This is a genomic window from Streptococcus suis, assembly GCA_022354845.1.
GTDB lineage: Bacteria > Bacillota > Bacilli > Lactobacillales > Streptococcaceae > Streptococcus > Streptococcus suis_AA.
This window is the reverse complement of sequence record CP031970.1, coordinates 754,416-775,153: the sequence shown is the minus strand read 5'-3', so window position 1 is coordinate 775,153 and position 20,738 is coordinate 754,416. Positions and strand designations below refer to the sequence as shown.

At 40.1% G+C, this 20,738-nt stretch carries 22 protein-coding genes and 2 pseudogenes; 6 read left to right on the top strand and 18 right to left on the bottom strand.

The features are described from left to right. Positions 1-62: 62 nt before the first annotated feature. The 11 genes and pseudogenes from D2A30_04110 to D2A30_04060 all read right to left on the bottom strand — a co-directional run bounded on the left by D2A30_04110 (position 63) and on the right by D2A30_04060 (position 8,475). Positions 63-1,363: pseudogene (locus tag D2A30_04110) on the bottom strand (23S rRNA methyltransferase). Beyond that, the gene (locus D2A30_04105; protein ID ULL20838.1) at positions 1,363-2,121 is read right to left on the bottom strand and encodes an inositol monophosphatase family protein; all 759 of its coding nucleotides are present in this window, start codon (positions 2,119-2,121) and stop codon (positions 1,363-1,365) included. The pseudogene D2A30_04110 and the gene D2A30_04105 overlap by 1 nt, the downstream one beginning before the upstream one ends. Continuing rightward, the gene (locus D2A30_04100; GenBank protein ULL20837.1) at positions 2,111-2,389 is read right to left on the bottom strand and encodes a UPF0223 family protein; all 279 of its coding nucleotides are present in this window, start codon (positions 2,387-2,389) and stop codon (positions 2,111-2,113) included. Before D2A30_04100 ends, D2A30_04105 begins: the two co-directional genes overlap by 11 nt. Positions 2,390-2,393: 4 nt before the next feature. Then, a complete protein-coding gene (locus tag D2A30_04095) occupies positions 2,394-2,795 on the bottom strand; it encodes a Spx/MgsR family RNA polymerase-binding regulatory protein (protein ULL20836.1) in 402 nt (133 codons plus the stop codon). A gap of 155 nt (positions 2,796-2,950) precedes the next feature. Then, a complete protein-coding gene (locus D2A30_04090) occupies positions 2,951-3,871 on the bottom strand; it encodes a bifunctional riboflavin kinase/FAD synthetase (protein ID ULL20835.1) in 921 nt (306 codons plus the stop codon). A gap of 34 nt (positions 3,872-3,905) precedes the next feature. Then, on the bottom strand, positions 3,906-4,784 hold the full coding sequence (truB, locus tag D2A30_04085; protein ULL20834.1) for a tRNA pseudouridine(55) synthase TruB: 879 nt from the start codon (positions 4,782-4,784) through the stop codon (positions 3,906-3,908). 49 nt (positions 4,785-4,833) lie between these two features. Next, positions 4,834-5,042: pseudogene (locus D2A30_04080) on the bottom strand (hypothetical protein). Between the two features lie 132 nt (positions 5,043-5,174). Then, on the bottom strand, positions 5,175-6,500 hold the full coding sequence (locus D2A30_04075; protein ULL20833.1) for a DUF438 domain-containing protein: 1,326 nt from the start codon (positions 6,498-6,500) through the stop codon (positions 5,175-5,177). Further along, positions 6,497-6,730 (bottom strand): DUF1858 domain-containing protein, encoded by a 234-nt coding sequence (locus D2A30_04070; GenBank protein ULL20832.1) that lies wholly within the window; start codon positions 6,728-6,730, stop codon positions 6,497-6,499. The genes D2A30_04075 and D2A30_04070 overlap by 4 nt, the downstream gene beginning before the upstream one ends. After that, positions 6,727-7,989 (bottom strand): DUF2130 domain-containing protein, encoded by a 1,263-nt coding sequence (locus D2A30_04065; GenBank protein ID ULL20831.1) that lies wholly within the window; start codon positions 7,987-7,989, stop codon positions 6,727-6,729. Before D2A30_04065 ends, D2A30_04070 begins: the two co-directional genes overlap by 4 nt. Positions 7,990-8,004: 15 nt before the next feature. Next, positions 8,005-8,475 (bottom strand): ATPase, encoded by a 471-nt coding sequence (locus D2A30_04060; protein ID ULL20830.1) that lies wholly within the window; start codon positions 8,473-8,475, stop codon positions 8,005-8,007. 417 nt (positions 8,476-8,892) lie between these two features. On the opposite strand from D2A30_04060, the gene D2A30_04055 reads away from it, so the two are divergent. The 3 genes from D2A30_04055 (at position 8,893) to D2A30_04045 (ending at position 11,471) form a co-directional block, all read left to right on the top strand. Beyond that, complete coding sequence (locus D2A30_04055; GenBank protein ULL20829.1) at positions 8,893-9,708, top strand: HAD family phosphatase; 816 nt, start codon at positions 8,893-8,895, stop codon at positions 9,706-9,708. Between the two features lie 9 nt (positions 9,709-9,717). Further along, positions 9,718-10,938 (top strand): peptidase T, encoded by a 1,221-nt coding sequence (gene pepT, locus D2A30_04050; GenBank protein ULL20828.1) that lies wholly within the window; start codon positions 9,718-9,720, stop codon positions 10,936-10,938. A 134-nt stretch (positions 10,939-11,072) separates the two neighbouring features. Continuing rightward, positions 11,073-11,471, top strand: a complete 399-nt coding sequence (locus D2A30_04045) for a hypothetical protein (GenBank protein ULL20827.1) — start codon at positions 11,073-11,075, stop codon at positions 11,469-11,471. A 258-nt stretch (positions 11,472-11,729) separates the two neighbouring features. Here the strand turns inward: D2A30_04045 and D2A30_04040 are convergent, their stop codons facing one another. From D2A30_04040 to D2A30_04030, 3 genes are all read right to left on the bottom strand, one after another. Beyond that, a complete protein-coding gene (locus D2A30_04040; GenBank protein ID ULL20826.1) occupies positions 11,730-12,644 on the bottom strand; it encodes a transporter in 915 nt (304 codons plus the stop codon). A gap of 187 nt (positions 12,645-12,831) precedes the next feature. Next, positions 12,832-13,191: a DUF1304 domain-containing protein gene (locus D2A30_04035; GenBank protein ID ULL20825.1), complete on the bottom strand. Its 360-nt coding sequence runs from the start codon at positions 13,189-13,191 to the stop codon at positions 12,832-12,834. A gap of 19 nt (positions 13,192-13,210) precedes the next feature. Beyond that, positions 13,211-13,636 (bottom strand): MarR family transcriptional regulator, encoded by a 426-nt coding sequence (locus tag D2A30_04030; GenBank protein ULL20824.1) that lies wholly within the window; start codon positions 13,634-13,636, stop codon positions 13,211-13,213. 155 nt (positions 13,637-13,791) lie between these two features. Here D2A30_04030 and D2A30_04025 point away from each other — a divergent pair, with 155 nt between their 5' ends. From D2A30_04025 to D2A30_04015, 3 genes are read left to right on the top strand one after another with little or no spacing between them, the layout of a single operon-like run. Next, complete coding sequence (locus D2A30_04025; protein ID ULL20823.1) at positions 13,792-14,550, top strand: threonine/serine exporter; 759 nt, start codon at positions 13,792-13,794, stop codon at positions 14,548-14,550. A 3-nt stretch (positions 14,551-14,553) separates the two neighbouring features. After that, complete coding sequence (locus tag D2A30_04020; GenBank protein ID ULL20822.1) at positions 14,554-15,006, top strand: threonine/serine exporter family protein; 453 nt, start codon at positions 14,554-14,556, stop codon at positions 15,004-15,006. A 56-nt stretch (positions 15,007-15,062) separates the two neighbouring features. After that, the gene (locus D2A30_04015; protein ID ULL20821.1) at positions 15,063-16,256 is read left to right on the top strand and encodes a cation transporter; all 1,194 of its coding nucleotides are present in this window, start codon (positions 15,063-15,065) and stop codon (positions 16,254-16,256) included. A gap of 60 nt (positions 16,257-16,316) precedes the next feature. On the opposite strand, the gene D2A30_04010 is transcribed toward D2A30_04015, so the two are convergent. The 4 genes from D2A30_04010 to glmS all read right to left on the bottom strand — a co-directional run bounded on the left by D2A30_04010 (position 16,317) and on the right by glmS (position 20,574). Then, entirely contained in the window at positions 16,317-17,153 is an 837-nt protein-coding gene (locus D2A30_04010) for a glutamine ABC transporter substrate-binding protein (protein ULL21983.1), read from the bottom strand. 13 nt (positions 17,154-17,166) lie between these two features. Continuing rightward, positions 17,167-17,799 (bottom strand): amino acid ABC transporter ATP-binding protein, encoded by a 633-nt coding sequence (locus tag D2A30_04005; GenBank protein ID ULL20820.1) that lies wholly within the window; start codon positions 17,797-17,799, stop codon positions 17,167-17,169. A gap of 9 nt (positions 17,800-17,808) precedes the next feature. After that, positions 17,809-18,450, bottom strand: coding sequence for an amino acid ABC transporter permease (locus tag D2A30_04000; GenBank protein ID ULL20819.1), 642 nt, complete (start codon positions 18,448-18,450; stop codon positions 17,809-17,811). Positions 18,451-18,762: 312 nt separating this feature from the next. Then, positions 18,763-20,574 carry a glutamine--fructose-6-phosphate transaminase (isomerizing) gene (gene glmS, locus D2A30_03995; protein ULL20818.1) on the bottom strand — a complete coding sequence of 604 codons (1,812 nt, stop codon included), beginning with the start codon at positions 20,572-20,574 and terminating at the stop codon, positions 18,763-18,765. Positions 20,575-20,738: the final 164 nt, after the last annotated feature.

The window sequence follows — 20,738 nt, the reverse complement described above, 5'->3', positions numbered from 1 at the left end:
TTCCACTTATCCACTATAACATATAACAAGATAAGTTGCAAAAATAATTTGCTTCTTCCGACTTAAAATCTTAGTCCTTTGGGGAAGCTATTTTTCAATACTTCAGAAACGATTTTTGAAAAGCCTAGCCCATTTCCAGCAACGGCAACTTGATACCAACCATTTGGTAATTCTTTAGGCACCACAATCGTCTGACCTGCAGTATATTTTTAAAAATCTTCCGCTGAAATTTCAACTCGCTTCATCACTTTATCACTCTGTAATGCAAGGCCGAGAGCAAAACTGGGTTCAAAACGCTTTTTCTTAAACACACCCAGATGTAAACCATTACGTGCAATTTAAATTTTAGATAAATTAGGAAGCTCTTTAGGTAATAAATAGAGATTATCTCCAAACGCTTGTAGAACACCGTAAAACTGTATTGTCAGGTGTTCTTGTTTGAAAGACTGCCATAATTGTTGCTGTTCACGATTTAAATTTGACTTCCCAAATTTCCTTTTTTTCGTGGAACCTTCCCCTTTATATCGAAATTTCGCTACAAACTGTCCTTCTCCTTTAAAACGATGAGGATACATCCGAGCCGTCTCAGGATAGCCAATACCTTCAACCATACCATTTTGTTTCGGAATATCAATTAATTCTAAAGCATATTGCTCCAATAACCATCGAACAATATCTTCATTTTCTTCAAGCGACCACGTACAGGTAGAGTAGATGAGTTGTCCATTAGGTGCAAGCATTTCAAGAGCTGATTCCAAGATTTCCTTTTGCAACTGCGATCACAGAGCAAGATAGTTTTTAGACCAATACTGAATAGCATCCGGGTCTTTTCTAAACATTCCTTCGCTAGAACAAGGTGCACCCAAGACAATCATATCAAAATAATCTGAAAAAACGCTTGCTAATCGCTGAGCTGACTCATTTGTGACAACCACATTCCTTGCTCCGAATCTCTCGATATTATCGGCAAGAATTTTGGATCTTGTGGCTGAAATCTAATTACTAACTAAAATCCCTGTATTCTCTAAATATGAAAGTAAATGGGTGGTCTTTCCTCCAGGAGCCGCTGCTAAATCCAGTACCTTCATCCCTTTTTCAGGAGCAGCAACTTGCCCAACAATCTGTGCAGCGGGTTCTTGAGAATAAACCAAACCTGTCACATGTTCGATGGACTTTCCAGAAACCTTACCGTAGTAAGACCAAGGCATATTCGGTATTGCATCTGGGAATTCCTTCTGTTGTTCTTTTAAAGGATTCGTACGAAAGCCAGAAACTGCAGAAGATTCAAAACTCTCAAAAAATGCTTGGCATCAGGGCCAAGCAAGTGCGTATATTTTTCAATAAATTCCTGTGGTAATTGTATCAATGGATAAACCTCTTAATCTCACTCAAACTAGCTTTTGGGACCAACATCACATGTTCTCTACCAGAAAACTGGGGAGCATCACCTTCTAAGCTCAATAACTGACAATCTAAAGCTTCCCCTAAGATGCTCGCCGCCGCATAATCCCATGGATAAAGATTCGAAGCATAAGCTAATAAGCGTCCTTCTAAGACGTGAGAGAAACCAATTCCAGCACTACCAACAGAACGAGTCCCTAATGAATGATTGGCCAAGTCACCTAAGCCATACTGATTTGTAGCATATAAGGTTGCATTTAAACCAATCAAGCTTCTTATCAAAGATGTAGCTGTGGGAATCTCAAGTAGTTGATGATTGAGATAAACTGGAAATTGCCCTCCACCATGAAATAATTTATCTTGCATCACATCATATATGATTGCGAATTGACCTACACCATCTTCAAAATATGCCAAAAGTATGGAAAAGTCATTCTTTTGAGCGATAAAATTCGTTGTCCCATCAATCGGATCCAGCACCCATACCTTTCCCTCTTTTATGGAACCAGTTTGTCCACCTTCTTCACCAAATACGCTATCCATTGGAAATTCCGAAAGAATCTTTTGGCTCAATTGGTCTTGTACCTGTTTATCTAAGTGCGTGACTAAATCTTGAGGATTGGTTTTTTCATCTATAACAAGAGGGTCATCTAAATGATCACGTAAGAACTCACCCGCTTCAAGAATAATCTGCTTAGCAAAATGATATTTAGTTTCCAAATCGGATCATTCCTTTCTGTTTTTCTTGGGCAGCCTTTACAACTCGATAGCTAGAGTAACCTGACGCTTCCTCGAAATCTCGATCAATTTGTCTTTCTTGCCCTTTGCTTCTTACAACTTCTTTAAACTTTTTATACTGTTCAAGAACGAGTCTTGCTTCTACACCCTTTTCATATGCTTCTTCCACTCTATTCAAAAAAGAAAGCACTGAGGAAATTTCCTCTGTGCTCCATGAAAAATCAAGCGGATATGAGTATTGTTTATCCATGTCTCTATCCTATTTCTGCTCGTAATGTTGCATTCTTTAATTCTTGCTTGCGATAGTTTCGCGGTAGAAATGCCCGAATTTCATCCTCATTAAACCCTATCTGCATCCGTTTTTCATCAAGGATAATCGGACGCCGAAGTAAACTCGGATATAGCTCGATTAACTCAATGAGCTGTCTCACGGACAGTTCATCCAGGTCAATATCTAACTTTTGAAACACTTTTGATCGTGTTGAAATTAAATCATCGGTGCCATTTTCTGTCAGTGATAAAATTTGCTGTAATTCATCTGCAGTTAACGGACTAGTCATAATGTTATGCTCATTAAAAGGCACCTCGTGGCTAGTCAGCCATGCTCTAGCCTTACGACAACTCGTACAACTTGGTGACAAAAATAAGGTTATCATGCCCGTCCATTCCCTTCTATGCAAGCTTTTCTAATATATTATATCTTATTTTGTTGTTTTTTTCAATAGGGAATCAAAGGGATTATATTAATTTTTCATAAAATTTAATGACTTTTAACACAAATTTATTAGCAAATTCTTTGAAATCTATAGGTTTACTTACTTGTCCAATGCAAGGCGTAGCTTTCATCGGACTTCATCTGCTCCATCAAACCTTCAATCCCATCAAACTTGACCATATCTCGAATTTTTTCAAGCCAAAAAATCGTCATTTTTTCTCCGTAGATAAAGCGGTCAAACCCAAAAATATGGGCTTCTATCCGCAGCTCAGTTCCATCAAAGGTCACATTTTTCCCAACGCTTGTCATAGCTCGATAGCGTTTTCCATCTACTTCGACTTCAGCGACGTAGACTCCCTCAGATGGTAAATGGACACGGTCAAAAGGAGCCAGATTTGCAGTCGGATAACCAATAGTGCGTCCTCTGGCATCTCCATGAACAACAATTCCCTCCGTCATAAATGGATAACCTAAAAGTTGATTAGCTAGAGAGACATCCCCTGACTGGATAGCCTGACGAATACGAGTTGAAGAAACTTTTTCTCCCCTTAAGCTCACTTCACTTACAATTTCTACCTGACCATCAAACAGTTCCATCAAGTCCTGAACATCTGCTCTGCAATTTCCAAAATGATAATCAAATCCAGCAACCAAGGCCTGAGCATTTAACCCTTTCACATACCGCTCAATAAATTCTTCTGGAGTATTACTGGCAAATTCGCTAGTAAATGGCGTCATAACCAGTTGATCCACACCATTTTTCTCCAATAAGAGATAGCGCTGTTCCTGACTTGTTAAATGTAGCAATAGTTCTGGAGTAAAACGAGAAAATGCCAACCTAGGCGATTCTGGATAGGTCAAAACAGTTACCGTCAGCCCTCGCTCATCTGCAACCTTTCGTGCACGTTCAAAAAGGGCTTTATGCCCCAGGTGAATTCCGTCAAAATAGCCAAGTACCAAAACAGTTGGTTCTTCTTTTTGCAATTCGTTAAAATCTTTAATTATTCTTATATTCATGTCTTTTATTTTATCACAGTTATTGAGAAATTTCTTAGACCAAAACCTTGCTCGGTTTGTACAGCTGGTCGCGTTTTTCAAAAATAGCAATCAACTGACCATCATGAAAGCCTGCTAAGCGCTCTGCTTCTGCATTCAATTCTACAAATCGACCAAATGTAGCATCTTGCACCTGCTCTTCTTTCAATTCTACAACAGGTAAATCCCCGATACCACGTTCAATAGGTTGGAGAAATGAAAAATCATTTTCAGCTACCATCGAAGAAATTTCTTCCAAAGTCAAGGCGTCCGCTAGGTCCATTCCTGCTGAACCAGTTCGTTCCAGCTTGGACATGTGGCTGGCGTAGCCTAACTTAGCCCCTAAGTCAACAGAAAGAGTACGGACATAGGTGCCCTTTCCACAACGAACTCGGAAGGTAAAACGTGCACAGTCATCTGCCAACTCAATTTGGCTGGTACGTTCAAAACTGTAAATCTCAATTTGGCGTTGAGGACGCTCAACTTCTTCACCTGCCCGTGCGTATTCGTAGAGTTTGCGGCCATTGACCTTGACAGCTGAATACATAGGCGGAATCTGGGTAATCCTTCCGACAAAACTGGCCATAGCCTCATCCACTGCCTGCTCTGCTATGTCCAAAACAGGCGTCCGCTCAACAAGGTCGCCCGACGCATCTTCGGTCGTGGTTGAGTAGCCGAGGGTAATCTCCCCCTCGTAAATCTTGCCCTCTTCCTGCATATACTCAATCATACGCGTGGCCTTGCCGACTGCGATGGGCAGAACGCCTGTCACATCTGGGTCCAAGGTCCCCCCGTGACCAATCTTCTTCTCCTGCAAAATCTTGCGGAGCTTAAAAACAACATCGTGCGAGGTCATACCTGCTTCTTTATTAACGTTAATAATTCCTGAAATCATGTTCTCATTATAACACAAAAGACCGCTCTAGTGGGCGGTCCGCTATCAATCACTCATCGTAGAAACGATAACTACCAAAGGTTGTACCTATCAAATTCTCAAGTTCCTTGTGAATACGTCGCATGGTTCCAGAAGGTGCTGCTTCATATGTAACCGCCTCATCAATACCGACCTCTTCCTCTTCATCATATCATAAGAGAATATCAACGGCGCGTCATGATAATCTTTATCTCCTAATTTTAGAGTAGAGCATTCCAATAATTTAATTTCTTTCAAAAACTCTCTATATTTATTCACCTTGCTTTTACGAATGGGAGTAAAATCTACTGAATCCTCAACTAGTCCATCTTTACCTATTTTTCTCCTCAATGATGATAAAAACTAGATATACTAAATATCCCGATGAAAATCGCTATCAATCTCAAAAAATGGTTGAATATCCTGGACATACTCCAAAACGCCTTGAAACTCTCCTTGGTCATCACGCACTGCCTTATAGACCACATAGACAAACTTGCCCATGCTCTCGGACTTGAACCACATGGTGACCTGGTCTTTTTGCCCTGTGCGGAGCAATTCAAAAATCTTCTTGACCTTGTCTAAGATTTTGGGTGGATGGCAGAGCTCCACACGGCGTCCAATCTGGCTTGGCGTTCGTTTGAAAATCATGTCTTCAACAGGGTGGCTGTCATTATAGTATTGGAAAATGTCGTCCTTGTTGACAAAGGTAAGTTCCAGCGGTAAATGGTTGAGAATGAGATTGGCCTGCTCGACAGACAAGTAACCATTGCCAAAGGTCTGCGGGCTGGTCCTATCCTGAACAGTTTCCGATTTCTCCTTGGGTGTGAAGGTAATGGTGAAGTGGCCTTCTGGTGTATCAATAATCTGCTGGTTTGACCCTGCTGGCTGCGGAGAAACTCTGTCTGCTGCCTGCTCTGCTATTTCCCCAAAAGTCTCCCGATGGGGCACCCACTTGGCTGTCGGCTTGACAATGGCGTAGCCGTAGGCGTCGCTGTCCGCTGCCACTTGGAGCCAGTCGTCCTGAGTGAAAATCTCCAGCAGAATCATGAGGAGAATGGCCTCTTCCTTGAAAATCATCTCTTCAAATTCCTTGGTAAAGACTTCAAAATGGGCCTTTGTTGCCACTAGGTCGCCGCTTTCGAGAGTTTTTCGAGCCGTCTTGAAGAGATCGCGAATCTCGTCGTCCACACCCCACATGACCTTAGGCGGTGAATCATGACCGTACCGCTCCATAATCGGAAAGAAGACCTTTTCCTTGCGCGTGTAGTGGTTTTCAAACTGCCCCAAAAGGTCAAACTGGCGTGTCAAACCTTGCAGAAGCTGGTCTTTCAGCTCCGCATCCTCTGTCTGCCCATACTGGTCGATGATACGGCGAATACGTAAAAGAGCTGCCCGCAGTGCCAGGTTTTCCTGCTTAAAGACATAGACAGGGTGCCCCTCCTGGTCCATATCCGCCACTTCCACATCCGCAATGGCTCCTTTGAAGAGGTTAGCGTGGATATTGCAAAGGCCCATGACATCTTCAAAGGTGATCCCCGTGTCGCTGGACATAAGTTCATGCTCCATCATGGATATTTCCAGGGCAGAAACTCCCGTGAAATGCTGATTAAACTGGTCTTGAACAGACTCCGGACTGGCACCATTGTGCAGTTCTAAGAGAATATTCTTCAAAATATCAATCCGTTGGTCTTTCATACTTCTCCTCCTATTACCTCATAGCCGTTGCATTCCAAGACCTGTTGAATACGGTCTAGCGAAATCTTGGTCATCTTAGATCCTGTCCTCAGACTAGTCACCTTACCAACTGTGTTGAGCATGGCTGGATTAGCCAAGGGCTTGAAACCAAGCTCTAGCAGAATCTCCTTGACTTCTGGGTGCTGGTTGATAATCTCTGCAACAGGCAGATTTAGGTCAATGGTGTTCATTTATGTTCTCCTTTCAACGCCTCAAACTTAGCTTTCATGGTTGGGTTATTGCGGGTTAGTTTTTTGACGGAGACGTCGTCTAGTTTATTATTGGCTAGGCGAAGCTGGTTTTCGCTGGTGGTCAGGGCTGCCTTGACAGCTTCCATTCGCTTGATTGCCTTGTCGATTTCATCAATAGCTTTTTGGAAATTGTTGCTGGCCGATTGATAGTTTTTTGCAAAAGCATTCTTGAATATTTCCAAATCTTCTTCAAAATGAGTAATATCGATATTCTGCTCCTTAACCAAGGCTAACTCCTGCTGGTATTGCAGACTATTAAGCGCAGCATTTCGTAAAATTCCGATTAATTGGATAAAGAACTGTGGTCGAATAACATACATCTTCTCATATTCATGACTAACATCCACAATCCCTGTATTGTAATAGTCATTGTCCGCCTCTAACATGCTAACTAATACAGCATATTCGCATTTTTTCTCCCTACGGTCCTTATCCAACTCCTTAAAGAAATCAGCGTTTTTATGCTTGGTCTTGGTCGTATCCGCCTCATTTTTCATTTCGAACATGATGGAAATAAATTCCAAACCCGACTCGTCAAAATCACGGAAGATGAAATCTCCTTTTGAACCGGACACTGATACATCGTTGTCCTTCGCAAATTTGGCTCGAGGAAAAGCATAGGAACGAACCTTGTTAAACTCCGCCTCAGCAAATTGCTCCAAGCTCTCTCCAATTGCCTTTGTAGACTGCTGGGCCTTGAAATTTTTGTAAAATTCCACCTGCTCATCCGCGGCCTTAAGCCGTACTTCGTACTCCTGACGAGTGGTTGCCAGGGCTAACTCTTGCTTTTGTTCCTGCAAAACCAAAGCATTTTGCGCCGCATCCCGCTCCTTCTCCACCTGAGCTACCGCCTGCTGCAACTCCAAGTCCTTGGCAAGACCGATTTGCCCCAACTGAGCCTTAAGTTCTTGGATTTCTTGGTCTTTTTTAGAAATGGCAGAGCTGAGTTCGAGTTCCGTCTGACTAGCAAATGTATCAAGTTTTGCGGTCAGTTCCAGAATCTCCTTATCCTTATCACTCAATCTAGCCTGCAAATCATTTTCAGCCCGCTGAGCCAATAGTTCTGTCTCACGCGCCAATCGTTCATGGATTTCTTTATCAAATTCCGCACCACGCACCTGAGCTAAGAGTTGACTGTATTCTGTTTCATTGACCTGAAAGGCCGTCCCACAATGAGGGCAGGTAATATTATGAGTCATCTTTTTCTCCTCTAATCAGTAATCTTTCAATTTTTCTTCTAAAAACAATATCCACTTCTCCCGTAAGTTTTTGCGCTCAGGTAAGTCCTCTAGATGTAAGAGCGCCTGTATGCATTCGTTCTGAACGAGCCAACCAGTCATGTCTTTTTGAGCGTTCGCAAATTCATTACCAAAATCTTCTGGAATTCGTTCCTCAAAAGAAATCAAGGTCCGATTTTCTAGTTGAGACATTGTAAATGAAACAATTGCTGAATCCCACGTGTAGGCAATTTTCTGGTTTTCTCGATAGTCAAGAAGAACCATCACTTCACAGAATCCTTCCATTTCAAAAACCATCTTATCGCCCTCAACTCTCAACTGTGGAAACCAGCGTACAAAACCAGAATCGGTCGCTAGCAGATTCCACGTTTCAGCCAAACCAGCTGGAACAATATAAGAGATAGTTAGTAAATAGGTATCTAATTCTTTCTGGACATTAATCTTCAAACGTGACTCCTCTTCTATTTTCTTATTATACCAAAAAACACCGGCCAATAACCGATGTTCATTAGCTGTCTATAATTTTTTAATCATGTCCAAACAAGGGAGCTATTCATTCCAAAGGATTGAAGAAATAATATCTTGATAAAAGCGACAATCTGTTCTCTTTCCTTCATCAACTATTTCTACCTATTGAAACACGGTTTACGTGGCCCATGCTCCAAGATTTGTTTTCCAAGTGAAGCTAGATTCTCTTGGCACACAATGAACATTGCTATCTTTGCTATAGCTCTATTTATTAATACTTTTATTTCAATCATTTATCACCTAATCTATTTTACTATACAGAATAGGATTAACTATTTCAATCATTCCTCTCCCGATTTGTGCTATACTAGTCTTATTGAATACAAGGAGGATATTATGATAAAACTCATCGCCCTTGATATGGACGGAACGCTTTTAAATGAAAAAAAAGAGTTGAAACAAGCAGAGATTGACGCTATACATAAAGCTGTTAAAGCTGGTGTCACAGTGGTTTTATGCACAGGACGTCCTTTAGTTGGCGTCAAACCCTTTGTCAAACAACTAGGGTTTGATACGGAAGAAGAATATATCATTGTCAATAATGGTTGTTCGACACATGCTACAAAAAATTGGGCCTTAGTTGACTGGGAGGAATTAGCTATTTCAGACGTTGAATATCTCAGTACCTTCACAACTAGTGATGCTGTCCAAATCTCCCTTTTTGATGAAGAGGATTACTTTGTATTAGCAGGACAAGCAAATGCGACAGTGTCCTTAGATGCTGGATTAGTTGGTATGAAACCATTACCAATTGATCTTACAGAGGCTACATCAGGTAAACATCGTTTCTTCCAAGCCATGTTTGTTGGTGAAAAAAATGCCATTGATGCATTTGAAAATCAATATCACACTTTGCTCAGCCAACGCTATTCCACCGTTCGTTCACAGGACTATCTCTTGGAAATTCTACCAGATGGAGCAAGCAAAGCATCTGGTTTGAAAAAGCTAGCGGACCGCCTCAGTATTCTTCCTGAGGAAATTATGGCAATAGGTGATGCCAACAACGACCTTGAAATGATAGCATTTGCAGGTCTGGGAATCGCCATGGGCAACGCCAATGAACAAGTCAAGGCTACTGCCCAAGACATTACAGATACCAATGAAAACAATGGTGTAGCAAAAGCCATTGAAAAACATATTTTGAACAAATAAGGAGACAACATGAAATACCCTACACTTTTAGACCGTTTTTTAGTTTATGTCAAAGAAAATACACGCTCTGATGAAAGCTCAACAACTACACCTTCTACCTATAATCAAGTTGAGTTTGCACAAAACATTCTCTTGCCTGAAATGGAACGCATTGGTTTACAGAATGTTCACTATCTACCAAATGGTTTTGCGGTAGGAACACTACCTGCCACTGATCCAAGTTTAACACGCAAAATTGGTTTCATTGCCCACATGGATACGGCTGATTTCAACGCAGAAGGTGTCAACCCACAAATCATCGAAAACTACGACGGCAATTCAATTGCCTTGGGCACTTCTGGCTATGAATTGCATCCAAAAGACTTCCCACAACTTGCCAACTACCAGGGTCAAACCCTGATTACCACAGACGGTACTACCTTGCTAGGATCTGATGACAAGTCAGGAATTGCAGAAATCATGACAGCAATTGAGTACTTGGTGCAGAACCCTGACATCAAACACTGTGAAATCCGTGTCGGATTTGGTCCTGACGAAGAAATCGGTGTCGGTGCAGACAAGTTTGATGTGGAAGATTTTGATGTAGACTTCGCCTATACGATGGATGGTGGACCGCTAGGCGAGCTCCAGTACGAGACCTTCTCAGCTGCAGCTGCTAAAGTTGATTTTCTAGGACGCAATGTGCACCCAGGTTCAGCCAAAGATCAAATGATCAACGCTTTCCAACTAGCTATCGACTTCCACAATGCTCTTCCTGAAGAAGACCGCCCTGAAAAAACGGAAGGCTATCAAGGCTTCTTCCACTTGATGAACATGGAAGGTAGTGTTGACACCGCTTCAACTAGCTACATCATCCGTGACTTTGAGGAAAAAGATTTTAAGGCACGTAAACAACTCATGCTGGACATTGCTGAGGAAATGAATGCCAACTTTGACACTCCACGCGTCATTGTCCACTTGCATGATCAGTACTATAATATGAAGAAAATCATCGAAAAAGACATGACTCCAATCAACATTGCTAAAGAAGTTATGGAAAATCTTGGTATCAAACCTCTCATTGAACCTGTTCGCGGGGGAACAGATGGGTCTAAGATTTCTTTCATGGGCATTCCAACGCCAAATATCTTCGCAGGTGGTGAAAACATGCATGGCCGTTTCGAATTCGTTAGTCTTGAAACCATGGAACAAGCTGTTGACGTCATCCTTGGAATTGTTACTTCTAAATAAGATTTAAATCGGTTATCAAATGATAGCCGATTTTTTAAAATGTTTAAAAAAATATATAAAAAATGCAAAAATATATTGTATTATTGAACTAATACTATTATAATGGAATTATCAAATAGAAATGGAGAATTATTATGACAGACGAAACATTACTACAAGGTATTCTTATCGGTATTTGGGGAACAGCACTTCTTTTCTCAGTTATTTGGTATATCTTGGTTGCTATTTCAAACTACCTCCTTTTTAAAAAAGCAGGCTATGCAGGTTGGAAATCATTGATTCCATTTTACAATCTCTATATCCAACAATGTATCACATTTGGCTATGAAAAAAGATGGTTCATCCTCCTTTTACTGATTCCACTAGTAGGACCTCTATACGGCATCTATCTGGTTTACTCTTTTGGCCGTAGTTTTGGACTATCAGCCCTACAAGCTGTCTTGTATGTTTTCTTTACACCAATCTTCAACCTCTTCCTAGCCTTCAATGACGGAAGTCGTTACCAAGGCCCGCAGGAATTCTTTATTGATTAATATATTGGAAATAAGACTTGCGAAACAAGTCACTATCGTAGAGTACGACAAGCCGAAAGTGACGATGTATCAAAGCCAAATCAAATGACTAAACCTTGAAATGAGAAAGTAACAGAGCTATATCTATAGCTTAATGACGCAAACACAGTTCTCCCTATTTCCAACCTTCAAGATCTCCCAGATAGCTGAAACTAGGCTACTTTTGATTTTCATTGAGTACAAGATAGATTTTAAGCCCTCGCACAAGCAAAGGCTTTTTTATACGAATAGAAAAATCAGAAGTACCATCACAGCAAGACTAACCAGTATAGATAAGGAATTGACATTCGCAGGTTCTGCAGAACGGCTTCCTAATTTTAATGCATAAATTGGTGACATGACCGAAATTGGAGATGCTAAGCACACCAGAAGCATCATTTTCATAGACTGCTCAATTGGGAATAGAAAATAGATGAGGGCCCCCATCAAGATATTGGCCCCTACTCGCAGAAACAAGAGGTAGGACAATCGACCAATTTCCTTCCAATTCAGTTTTAAATCAAGGAGGATTCCCAACATCAGCATCGCTAAAAATGGATTGGCATTGCTAGCAATCGTCAAAGTAGAGAGAATTTCTTGTGGAAGTTGTATGGATAAACTAGCTAGTAAAAGACTGACTAAGTATACCATTAGCGGAATTGAGCGAGTAATGTTTTTTATAAATGATGTAACAGACATCCCTTCTTTTTCTACATCAATTCCAGTTGCAATACTGTAATTTCCTCCTAAAACCATAATTGCATTTCCTGCATCAAAGACGATAACACTTAGCAAACTGCTCGCTGGAAAGAAGGCTTGAACAAAAGGTAGGGTGAAAGTACCTATATTGTATCCAGATAATTGCATTAGCCCGACTGAGGCTTGATGTCCAGAGTGTTTAGCGTCCCAGTATCCCACTAGATTCAAAAGAAGATTACACAAAATTCCTAAAAGGAATGGGAGATAGAGACTGAGTGATACTTGTGCTGTTGAGGAGGCGATGAATAAGGAAGCTGGCAAAGTTACATTCATGACCAGAGTGGAAAAAATAGTGGCATCTTCTCTTCGGACTATTCCCTGGATTTTTAAAATGTAACCGAGACCTATTACGCAAATAAAACTAAAAGCGCGTGTTAATAATTCAAGTTCTTTCATGGATATAGTATAGCATAGAGAAGTTCATTCTGATAATATATAAACACTTGATTTAGGAAATGATAGAAATTGACCTTCCAAACTATTATATTCCAAAAGCCACAGATTACCTCTACATCTCTACACTAGATGAAGAACTGACTATTCGATAATTGCAAAAAGCCCTCCTCACGGAAGGCTTTTTAGCTTAGTTGAATAATAAGATTGAAATGAGGGTTAGGATTGCTGGCCCTCCCTGGGTCAAAAGGATTTTAGGACTAGAAGTCGCTGCTCCGTAGCCTGCCGCTCCAATAACAAACAAGACAAAAATAGTTGTCACTTCAAGGTTGCCTGTGAAAATTCCATACAAGAGAAAGACAGCTAATAAACCATTATAGATTCCTTGATTCTTAAATAGAGTGGTCACAGATTTACGTTGCAACTCATCCTTGGCCATATTGAAGACACGGCTTGTAGAATTTGAATGGGTCGCAAAGGTTTCCAAATACATGATATATAAATGTTCAATAGCTACGATACTAGCTAGAATAATGGTAAAAATAGACATAATGTCTCCTCTATAAAAATTAAATAGGTAACTCTTGCAAGCCAATTAGTAGTTTGTCAAGCATGGCAAGAAATTGATTCCTCTCTTCGAGAGTCAGTACTTGGTTCATTGCTTCCTTGATCTCAAGATGATGCGCTGGAGGGGCAGAAATCAGTGCTTCTCGAGCCTGCTCAGTCGGCCATACAAGTACTTCTCTCTGATTCTTAGGATTTCGTTCACGACTAATATAGCCTTGTTCTTCTAACAATTTCAGATGCCTAGTAATGGCTGCCCGATCAATCTGAAGTCGCTGCTGTAATGCTAATTGATGCATCGGGGCATCCTCCAACAATATCCCTAATATCGTGTAGCGTGTCAAGCTGATTCCCAATTGCTTTTCAAATAGATTAGAAATCGATTCATCAGCCACTTTCAATCTGTATAACAAATCTTCCATTTCTTGCATAGATTTACCTCATTTGATTGATTCGTCAATCATTGATAAATCAATTATACTACAATCCGACTAATTTGCAATTTATTTGCTTATCTATCAAAAAAATGTGTTTCCTATACCTATATTTTGTTATAATGAAGGAAAACAAGCGGAAGGATGCATTGATGGAAAACACTCCTAGACTAAATTTGGTCATAGATGTACTCATGCTTGCTGGTGCTATTTTAGCGCAAAGCGGAGCTGAAATTCATCGAGTAGAGGATACAATGATTCGGATTGCACATTCACAAGGAATTGAACAGGCAAATGTACTAGCTATACCAGCCGCAATCTTTTTCTCCATTGATCATACAAACATTTCCCGCATGAAACGTATTGTCAAATCACAATACGATATGCAGAAAGTTTGTGATGTCAATCAGGTCTCTCGCTCTCTTGCCAATGAAGAAATTAGTTTGGAAGAGGCTTGGCAAGAGCTAAATCGAATTAAACAACAAAAACCACCATATAATAAAATCCAAGTAACCTTGGCTGCAGTGGTCGCTGCTCCTTTTTTTACTATTATGTTTGGTGGATCGCTTTTAGATGCTGCAGGCGCGGTCCTTGCTACAGCCCTAGCTTTTCCTCTTTCTCTCATAGTAGATCGCTATATTAGTATTGACTTTGTCACAACTTTTGTTGGCGCTTTTGTGTTCTCGCTCACATCCTACATACTAAGTAGCCATACGAACCTTGCCATCAATCCAAACCTGATTAACGCTGGTGCGGTCATGCCATTTGTACCTGGCATTGCATTCACAAATGCTGTGAGGGACCTGATGACCAACCATATTAATACTGGTATGACTAAGTTCTTTCAAACTGCGCTGATTATTTTATCACTTGGTGCTGGAACTACAGTCGCCCTGATGCTTGTGAGGTAAGGTATGACTTCCATTAATTTTTTATTTCAGGCGATTGCATCTTATATCGCTATTGCTACTTTTTTAGTTGTTCTCAATGTTCAAAAGAATATGTTGATTCCGGGTGGTCTTCTAGGTATGCTTGTTTGGCTTATTTATCTTTTACTATTGGAACCAACAAATGTCTTGATTGCTACCTTTTTCGCAGCAATTATCGGATCCTGTGTCAGTCAGATCATGAGTATTTGGTTAAAAACACCCTCCGTCATCTTTTCATTGGCTATACTTGCTCCACTTGTTCCGGGTTACCACGCATACATGTCTACTACCTATTTTGTATCAGGCGAATATGCTCAAGCCCTCACCAATATTACAACCGTATTAACACTAGCTTTGGTTATACCAATTGGTATGGCAAGTGGCACTATCTTATTACGCCTTTATAAGGTCATGAATGCTCATAAAAATTTAATCTAACTCCTTGAAAACAGGGGGGCTTTTTGTTACAATGAAAACTTATTAAAGGAGATGCCATGAACCAAACTGTTTCCAATCTAAAACTTGCCGAACGTGGTGCCTTACTATCGATAGGTACCTATATTGTCTTGTCAATCATCAAACTGACTGCAGGTCAAGTCTTTCATTCAGATGCCCTGCGAGCAGATGCCTTCAATAATATTTCCGATATTATTGGAAATGTCGCCGTACTGGTTGGATTGAAAATGGCCCAAAAACCTGCTGACACTGACCATAAATTCGGACATTGGAAAATGGAAGACCTTGCTAGTTTGATGACTTCTTTCATCATGTTCGTCGTTGGTTTTCAAGTCCTCTATGATACCTTACAAAAAATAATTAGTAATTCTCCAGTCGAGGTAGACATAATGGGGGCAATAGTAGGTATTTTCTCCGCACTCGTTATGTTGGCCGTATATTTTTATAATAATCGCCTAGCGAAAAGAGTTCATTCTAAAGCACTTGAAGCTGCTGCTAAGGACAATCTATCTGACGCTGTCACCTCCATTGGAACTTCTATGGCAATCTTTGCTGCAGCCTTTAACTTCCCAATTGTTGATAAAATTGCTGCTATCATCATCACCTTTTTCATTCTAAAAACTGCATATGATATTTTTATGGAGAGCTTCTTCACACTCTCAGATGGTTTTGATGAAAACTTATTGAAAAAATACGAAGAGGATGTTCTCAAACTTCCTAAAATTGTTTCTGTCAATTCACAACGTGGTCGCACCTATGGTGCAAATATCTATCTGGATATTGTCCTCGAAATGAATCCGGATCTGTCAGTTTATGAAAGTCATGAAATAACCGAACAGGTTGAGCAACTCCTAACATTCAAACATGGTGTTTTTGATGTAGATATACACGTAGAACCATCTGAAATTCCACACGATGAGATGTATGAACACGTCTATGATAAACTCTTCCGATTTGAAACAGAGATACAAGCACATGCAACTGGATATGAGACTTTAATTGATGAGAACTACCTTCTCATCGATGCCAAAGGTCGGTATCAAGATAAAACTCAAATGCTTGAAAGTCACCCTATTCAAACAAACTATCTTTCCAACTATCAGATGATTTCTATTAGTCAAAAGTCTAAACTAGTTACATTTGAAATTGGCGACTTTGTTCACGCATCCCTCTGGCGTCGTCATGAAAATTGGACTGTCATATTCCACCAGATTTCAAAGAAACAAGCCTAGTCGAACGACTGGCTTTTCTTTTGCACCAAAAAAGAGCACTAGGCTCTTTTATTTATATTTTTAGTTTTTTACTGCATCAGTTGCCACATCATCTCCAAACCATTTTTGAGAGATTTCTTGGAACTGACCTTCTTTGTACAATTCAGTAAATGCTTTATTGATATTTTCTACAAGTGTCGTATCTGACTGACGAGCTCCGACAGCGAATGCTTCATTTTCAAAACCAGCATCAATGATATTATAGTCATCAATGATTCCCTCTTGTTGCAAGTAATAATTAGCATATACTCGGTCAATCAAGAGACCATCAATACGATCATTTTTCAAGTCAATCAAGGCTTCATTGAATGTTGCATATTGGCTCGCATCATTATTTTGCACAATATCTTTTAGGAAAGCAGGCTGGCCTTCAAATACTGAATATCCTGAGGAACCGGCTTGCGCACCCAACACCTTGTCTTTCATATCAGATACCTTACTGATGTTGGAAGATTTTTTGGTGACAAGAACTTGTTGATTGTCCATGTAAGGATTGGTGAAAAGAACTTTATCTTTCCGTTCGTCAGTAATTGAATACCCATTCCAAATTAAATCGATATTGCCATTCGTTAATTCCGTTTCCTTCAAGTCCCAGTCAATTGGCTGCCATTCAACAGTTATTCCATATTTTTCAAAAACAGCATTTGCTAAATCAATATCAAAACCTGTGTAAGAACCATCTGTTTGTTCAAATCCCATAGGAACGAAGGTTTTATCAAACCCAATCGTAATAGATTTTTCAGATTCGTAGGTAGACCAGTTATCTGATTTGGTTGCTGAGTCGCTAGACCCACATGCTACTAAAGCGAGACTCGATACGAGAGCAACTGCTCCTAAAACAATCTTTTTCATATTCATCATTTTAATTACCTCAATGTTTTGGTTCAATTTTGATGATTTCATCTGCGATATTTTCAGCAAACTGCATATCGTGAGTCACCACGATTTGCGTTATACCTGTCGCCCGATTTTCAAGAATCAGTTTTTCAACTTCTTTTCTCAATTCGGGGTCCAAGGCTGAAGTTGGTTCATCATAACCAATAATCTCAGGATCAATCATCATAGCACGGGCTAGGGCCACTCGTTGCTTTTGTCCACCCGATAAGGAAAATGGATAAGCAGTCGCATGGTTGGCCAACCCAAGAGTATCCAATAGTTTACGGGCCTTGTCTTCCGCATCTGAACGAGACATGTTCTGTGTCTTTATTGGTGAAAGAATCAAATTTTCCAAAACGGATAAGTGTGGAAAAAGCTGGAAATCTTGAAAGACAAAGCCCAGCAAATGTCGTTTCTCTAATTCTTCAAGCGGTAGAGTTTGACCATTGTAAATCAATGTTCCTGAATCAATTGTTTCCAATCCTGCCAACATCCTCAATAAGGTCGTTTTACCACCACCTGATTGACCAACAACAGCTACAATTTTCCCCTCAGGAATAACTAAATCATAGTTGGAGAAAATCTGTTTGTTACCAAAACGTTTTGTAAGATTACGTAATTCTAACATGGCTTCCTCCTATCTATAGTAGTCAAATTTCTTTTCTACCTGTTTAGAAACGAGAGTCACAACTCCAATCATCAAAAGGTAGATAGCACCTGCAATAAACATTGGTGCTAGGCTAGCATCTCGGTTGGCAGCCGTTCGACTAGCTAGCAAGAGATCGCTCACCCCAAGAGCATAAACCAATGAAGTGTCCTTCACTAATGTCATTACTTCATTGAAAACACTAGGTAGTACTATTTTTACTACCTGTGGTAAAACAATATATCGAATCGTCTGAACGGGTGTAAATTTTAATACTTTAGCGGCTTCGTATTGGCCGGCAGGGATGGCTTCAATCCCCCCTCGGAAAATTTCTGAGAAATAAGCCGCATAATTTAGGGTGAAAGCAAGAATAACCGCTGGCATTCGATCAAAAGTAATACCCACACTTGGTAAAACGTAGTAAACAAAGATTAATTGTAACAGCAATGGTGTTCCACGCATAATTAGTACATAGATATGCAATAACCACTGCAAGGGTTTAAATCGAATCTGCATCAAAAACGCAAAAACTGCTCCTAAAGGCAGGGATAAAATTAATACGAAAAAAAATACCTGCAAGGAGACAACCGCCCCACTCAATAGGCTGGGTAGGACTTCCAAAACATAATCCATAGAGCTCTCCTAAAAGAATTAGTAGGTTCTAGTATATCAAAAAATATCCTTTATTTCAAAGAATTTTTAATAAATTCTCCATCGGATTGTATATTTTTGCAAAAAGAGCCTGAAAACTTTAAAAAACGGATTTTGATTGCTTTGAACAGTGAAAAGGGCTGCGGAGAGCCCTTTTCAGCTTATCTCCTAAAAACAAGAAAGAGATAAAGAAAGAGAGAACGAAGTTCGTCCTCTCTAGGTGTTAGCTTTTCATCTACCCACTACAGTTGACAAAGAGCCGAAGATTTGGATTCACCAAACCTCCTCTACAAATTATTCAACTGTTACTGATTTCGCCAAATTACGTGGTTTATCGACGTCCAAACCGCGCTGTAATGTTGCATAGTAAGCAATCAACTGTGTTGGAACGACCATAGCAATCGCTGACAAGAATGGATGAACAGTTGTAACAGTGATGTCATCTTCTTCCTTAGCTACTGCTTCATCTACTATTGTCAAGACATTGGCACCACGCGCCACTACTTCCTGGATATTGCCTCGAGTATGACTTGCGAGATGTGGATGATTTGAAATCAAGGCCAAAACTGGAACACCATCTTCAATCAATGAAATGGTACCGTGTTTCAATTCACCTGCCGCAAAACCTTCACATTGGATGTATGAAATTTCTTTCAATTTCAAGCTTGCTTCCATAGAAACGTAATAGTCACTTCCACGTCCAATGTAAAATGCATTACGAGTTGTAGCTAACAATTTTTCCACTTTTTCAGCAATCACATCTTTTTCTGACAAGCTAGCCTCGATGGATTGTGCAACGATTGACAATTCATGTACCAAATCAAAATCTTTTGCGTAGGCATTGCCATTTGCATCACCGACAGCCTTAGCCAAAACTGCCAAGGTAGCAATTTGGGCAGTATAGGCTTTTGTAGAAGCTACCGCAATTTCTGGACCTGCATGGAGCAACATAGTGTAAGTTGCTTCGCGTGACAGTGTTGATCCTGGTACATTGGTTACTGTCAAGCTTGGAATGCCCATTTCATTAGCTTTAACCAATACCTGACGGCTATCAGCAGTTTCCCCTGACTGGCTAATCATGACAAAGAGCGGCTTTTTACTCAAAAGCGGCATATTGTAGCCCCACTCTGATGAAATTCCAAGCTCTACTGGTGTATCCGTCAATTTTTCCAAGAAGTCTTTTGAGGCAAATCCTGCGTGATAGGAAGTTCCAGCAGCCAATATATAGATACGGTCAGCTTCTTGTACTGCCTTTATAATATCCGCATCAACCGTTACCTGACCAGCTTCATTAGTATATGCGCTAATCAATTTACGCATAACAGTTGGTTGCTCATCAATTTCCTTGAGCATATAGTATGGATAAGTTCCCTTACCAATATCTGACAAATCAAGCTCAGCTGTATAACTTCCACGTTCAATCGTATTGCCATCATAGTCCATGACTTCAACACTATCTTTTTTCACGACAACCAATTCCTTATCGTGAATTTCCATATATTCACTTGTCTCACGAATCATAGCCATGGCATCTGAGCAAACCATGTTATAGTCATCGCCCAATCCAATCAAAAGCGGAGATTTATTTTTGGCAACATAGATAGTATCTGCATCCGTAGCATCAATCAAGGCAAAGGCATATGAACCTTGAATAATCTTCAATGCTTTTTTGAAGGCTTCTAGAGTTGACAAACCTTCCTCAACAAATTGACCAATCAAGTGGACAGCAATCTCAGTATCTGTTTGTCCTTTGAAACTGTGGCCTTCTAAAAAATCATTCTTCATTTCTAGATAGTTTTCAATCACACCATTGTGTACGAGAACAAAACGACCAGTTTGTGATGTATGAGGGTGAGCATTGTCTTCAGTCGGTTTTCCATGTGTTGCCCAACGTGTATGACCAATTCCTGTTGTTCCTTCAGTCTTATCGCCAAGCTTTGCTGATAGTTCAGCAATACGGCCGACTGCTTTTACAAGATGCGCTTGGTCCCCATCTGCTACAAAAATACCTGCTGAATCATAACCGCGATATTCCAATTTTTCAAGACCTTGGATTAAGATATCAGTTGCATTTGCATTACCCACGACACCAACGATTCCACACATATTATTTACCTAAGATGTTTACTAACATATTCTTTCATTATCAATAAAATTGGTATAGCCCTATTTCAGGTCAATAAACCAGTAAAAACAGTATACAATAAGCGTTTCTTTTTGTCAACACAAAAATTGGTATAGCCCTTTTCTTTATGTAAGCAAAAAAATAG

Bases quoted from the DNA above. Each gene is read 5' to 3' on its own strand.
- D2A30_04040 (ULL20826.1), bottom strand. From the start codon at position 12,644: ATGAAAGAACTTGAATTATTAACACGCGCTTTTAGTTTTATTTGCGTA.
- truB (ULL20834.1), bottom strand. From the start codon at position 4,784: ATGATTTCAGGAATTATTAACGTTAATAAAGAAGCAGGTATGACCTCG.
- D2A30_04100 (ULL20837.1), bottom strand. From the start codon at position 2,389: ATGGATAAACAATACTCATATCCGCTTGATTTTTCATGGAGCACAGAG.
- D2A30_04045 (ULL20827.1), top strand. From the start codon at position 11,073: ATGACAGACGAAACATTACTACAAGGTATTCTTATCGGTATTTGGGGA.
- D2A30_04005 (ULL20820.1), bottom strand. From the start codon at position 17,799: ATGTTAGAATTACGTAATCTTACAAAACGTTTTGGTAACAAACAGATT.
- D2A30_04010 (ULL21983.1), bottom strand. From the start codon at position 17,153: ATGAATATGAAAAAGATTGTTTTAGGAGCAGTTGCTCTCGTATCGAGT.
- D2A30_04095 (ULL20836.1), bottom strand. From the start codon at position 2,795: ATGATAACCTTATTTTTGTCACCAAGTTGTACGAGTTGTCGTAAGGCT.
- D2A30_04070 (ULL20832.1), bottom strand. From the start codon at position 6,730: ATGAACACCATTGACCTAAATCTGCCTGTTGCAGAGATTATCAACCAG.
- D2A30_04025 (ULL20823.1), top strand. From the start codon at position 13,792: ATGGAAAACACTCCTAGACTAAATTTGGTCATAGATGTACTCATGCTT.
- D2A30_04030 (ULL20824.1), bottom strand. From the start codon at position 13,636: ATGCAAGAAATGGAAGATTTGTTATACAGATTGAAAGTGGCTGATGAA.
- D2A30_04020 (ULL20822.1), top strand. From the start codon at position 14,554: ATGACTTCCATTAATTTTTTATTTCAGGCGATTGCATCTTATATCGCT.
- D2A30_04065 (ULL20831.1), bottom strand. From the start codon at position 7,989: ATGACTCATAATATTACCTGCCCTCATTGTGGGACGGCCTTTCAGGTC.
- D2A30_04035 (ULL20825.1), bottom strand. From the start codon at position 13,191: ATGTCTATTTTTACCATTATTCTAGCTAGTATCGTAGCTATTGAACAT.
- D2A30_04075 (ULL20833.1), bottom strand. From the start codon at position 6,500: ATGAAAGACCAACGGATTGATATTTTGAAGAATATTCTCTTAGAACTG.
- D2A30_04015 (ULL20821.1), top strand. From the start codon at position 15,063: ATGAACCAAACTGTTTCCAATCTAAAACTTGCCGAACGTGGTGCCTTA.
- D2A30_04090 (ULL20835.1), bottom strand. From the start codon at position 3,871: ATGAATATAAGAATAATTAAAGATTTTAACGAATTGCAAAAAGAAGAA.
- glmS (ULL20818.1), bottom strand. From the start codon at position 20,574: ATGTGTGGAATCGTTGGTGTCGTGGGTAATGCAAATGCAACTGATATC.
- pepT (ULL20828.1), top strand. From the start codon at position 9,718: ATGAAATACCCTACACTTTTAGACCGTTTTTTAGTTTATGTCAAAGAA.
- D2A30_04000 (ULL20819.1), bottom strand. From the start codon at position 18,450: ATGGATTATGTTTTGGAAGTCCTACCCAGCCTATTGAGTGGGGCGGTT.
- D2A30_04055 (ULL20829.1), top strand. From the start codon at position 8,893: ATGATAAAACTCATCGCCCTTGATATGGACGGAACGCTTTTAAATGAA.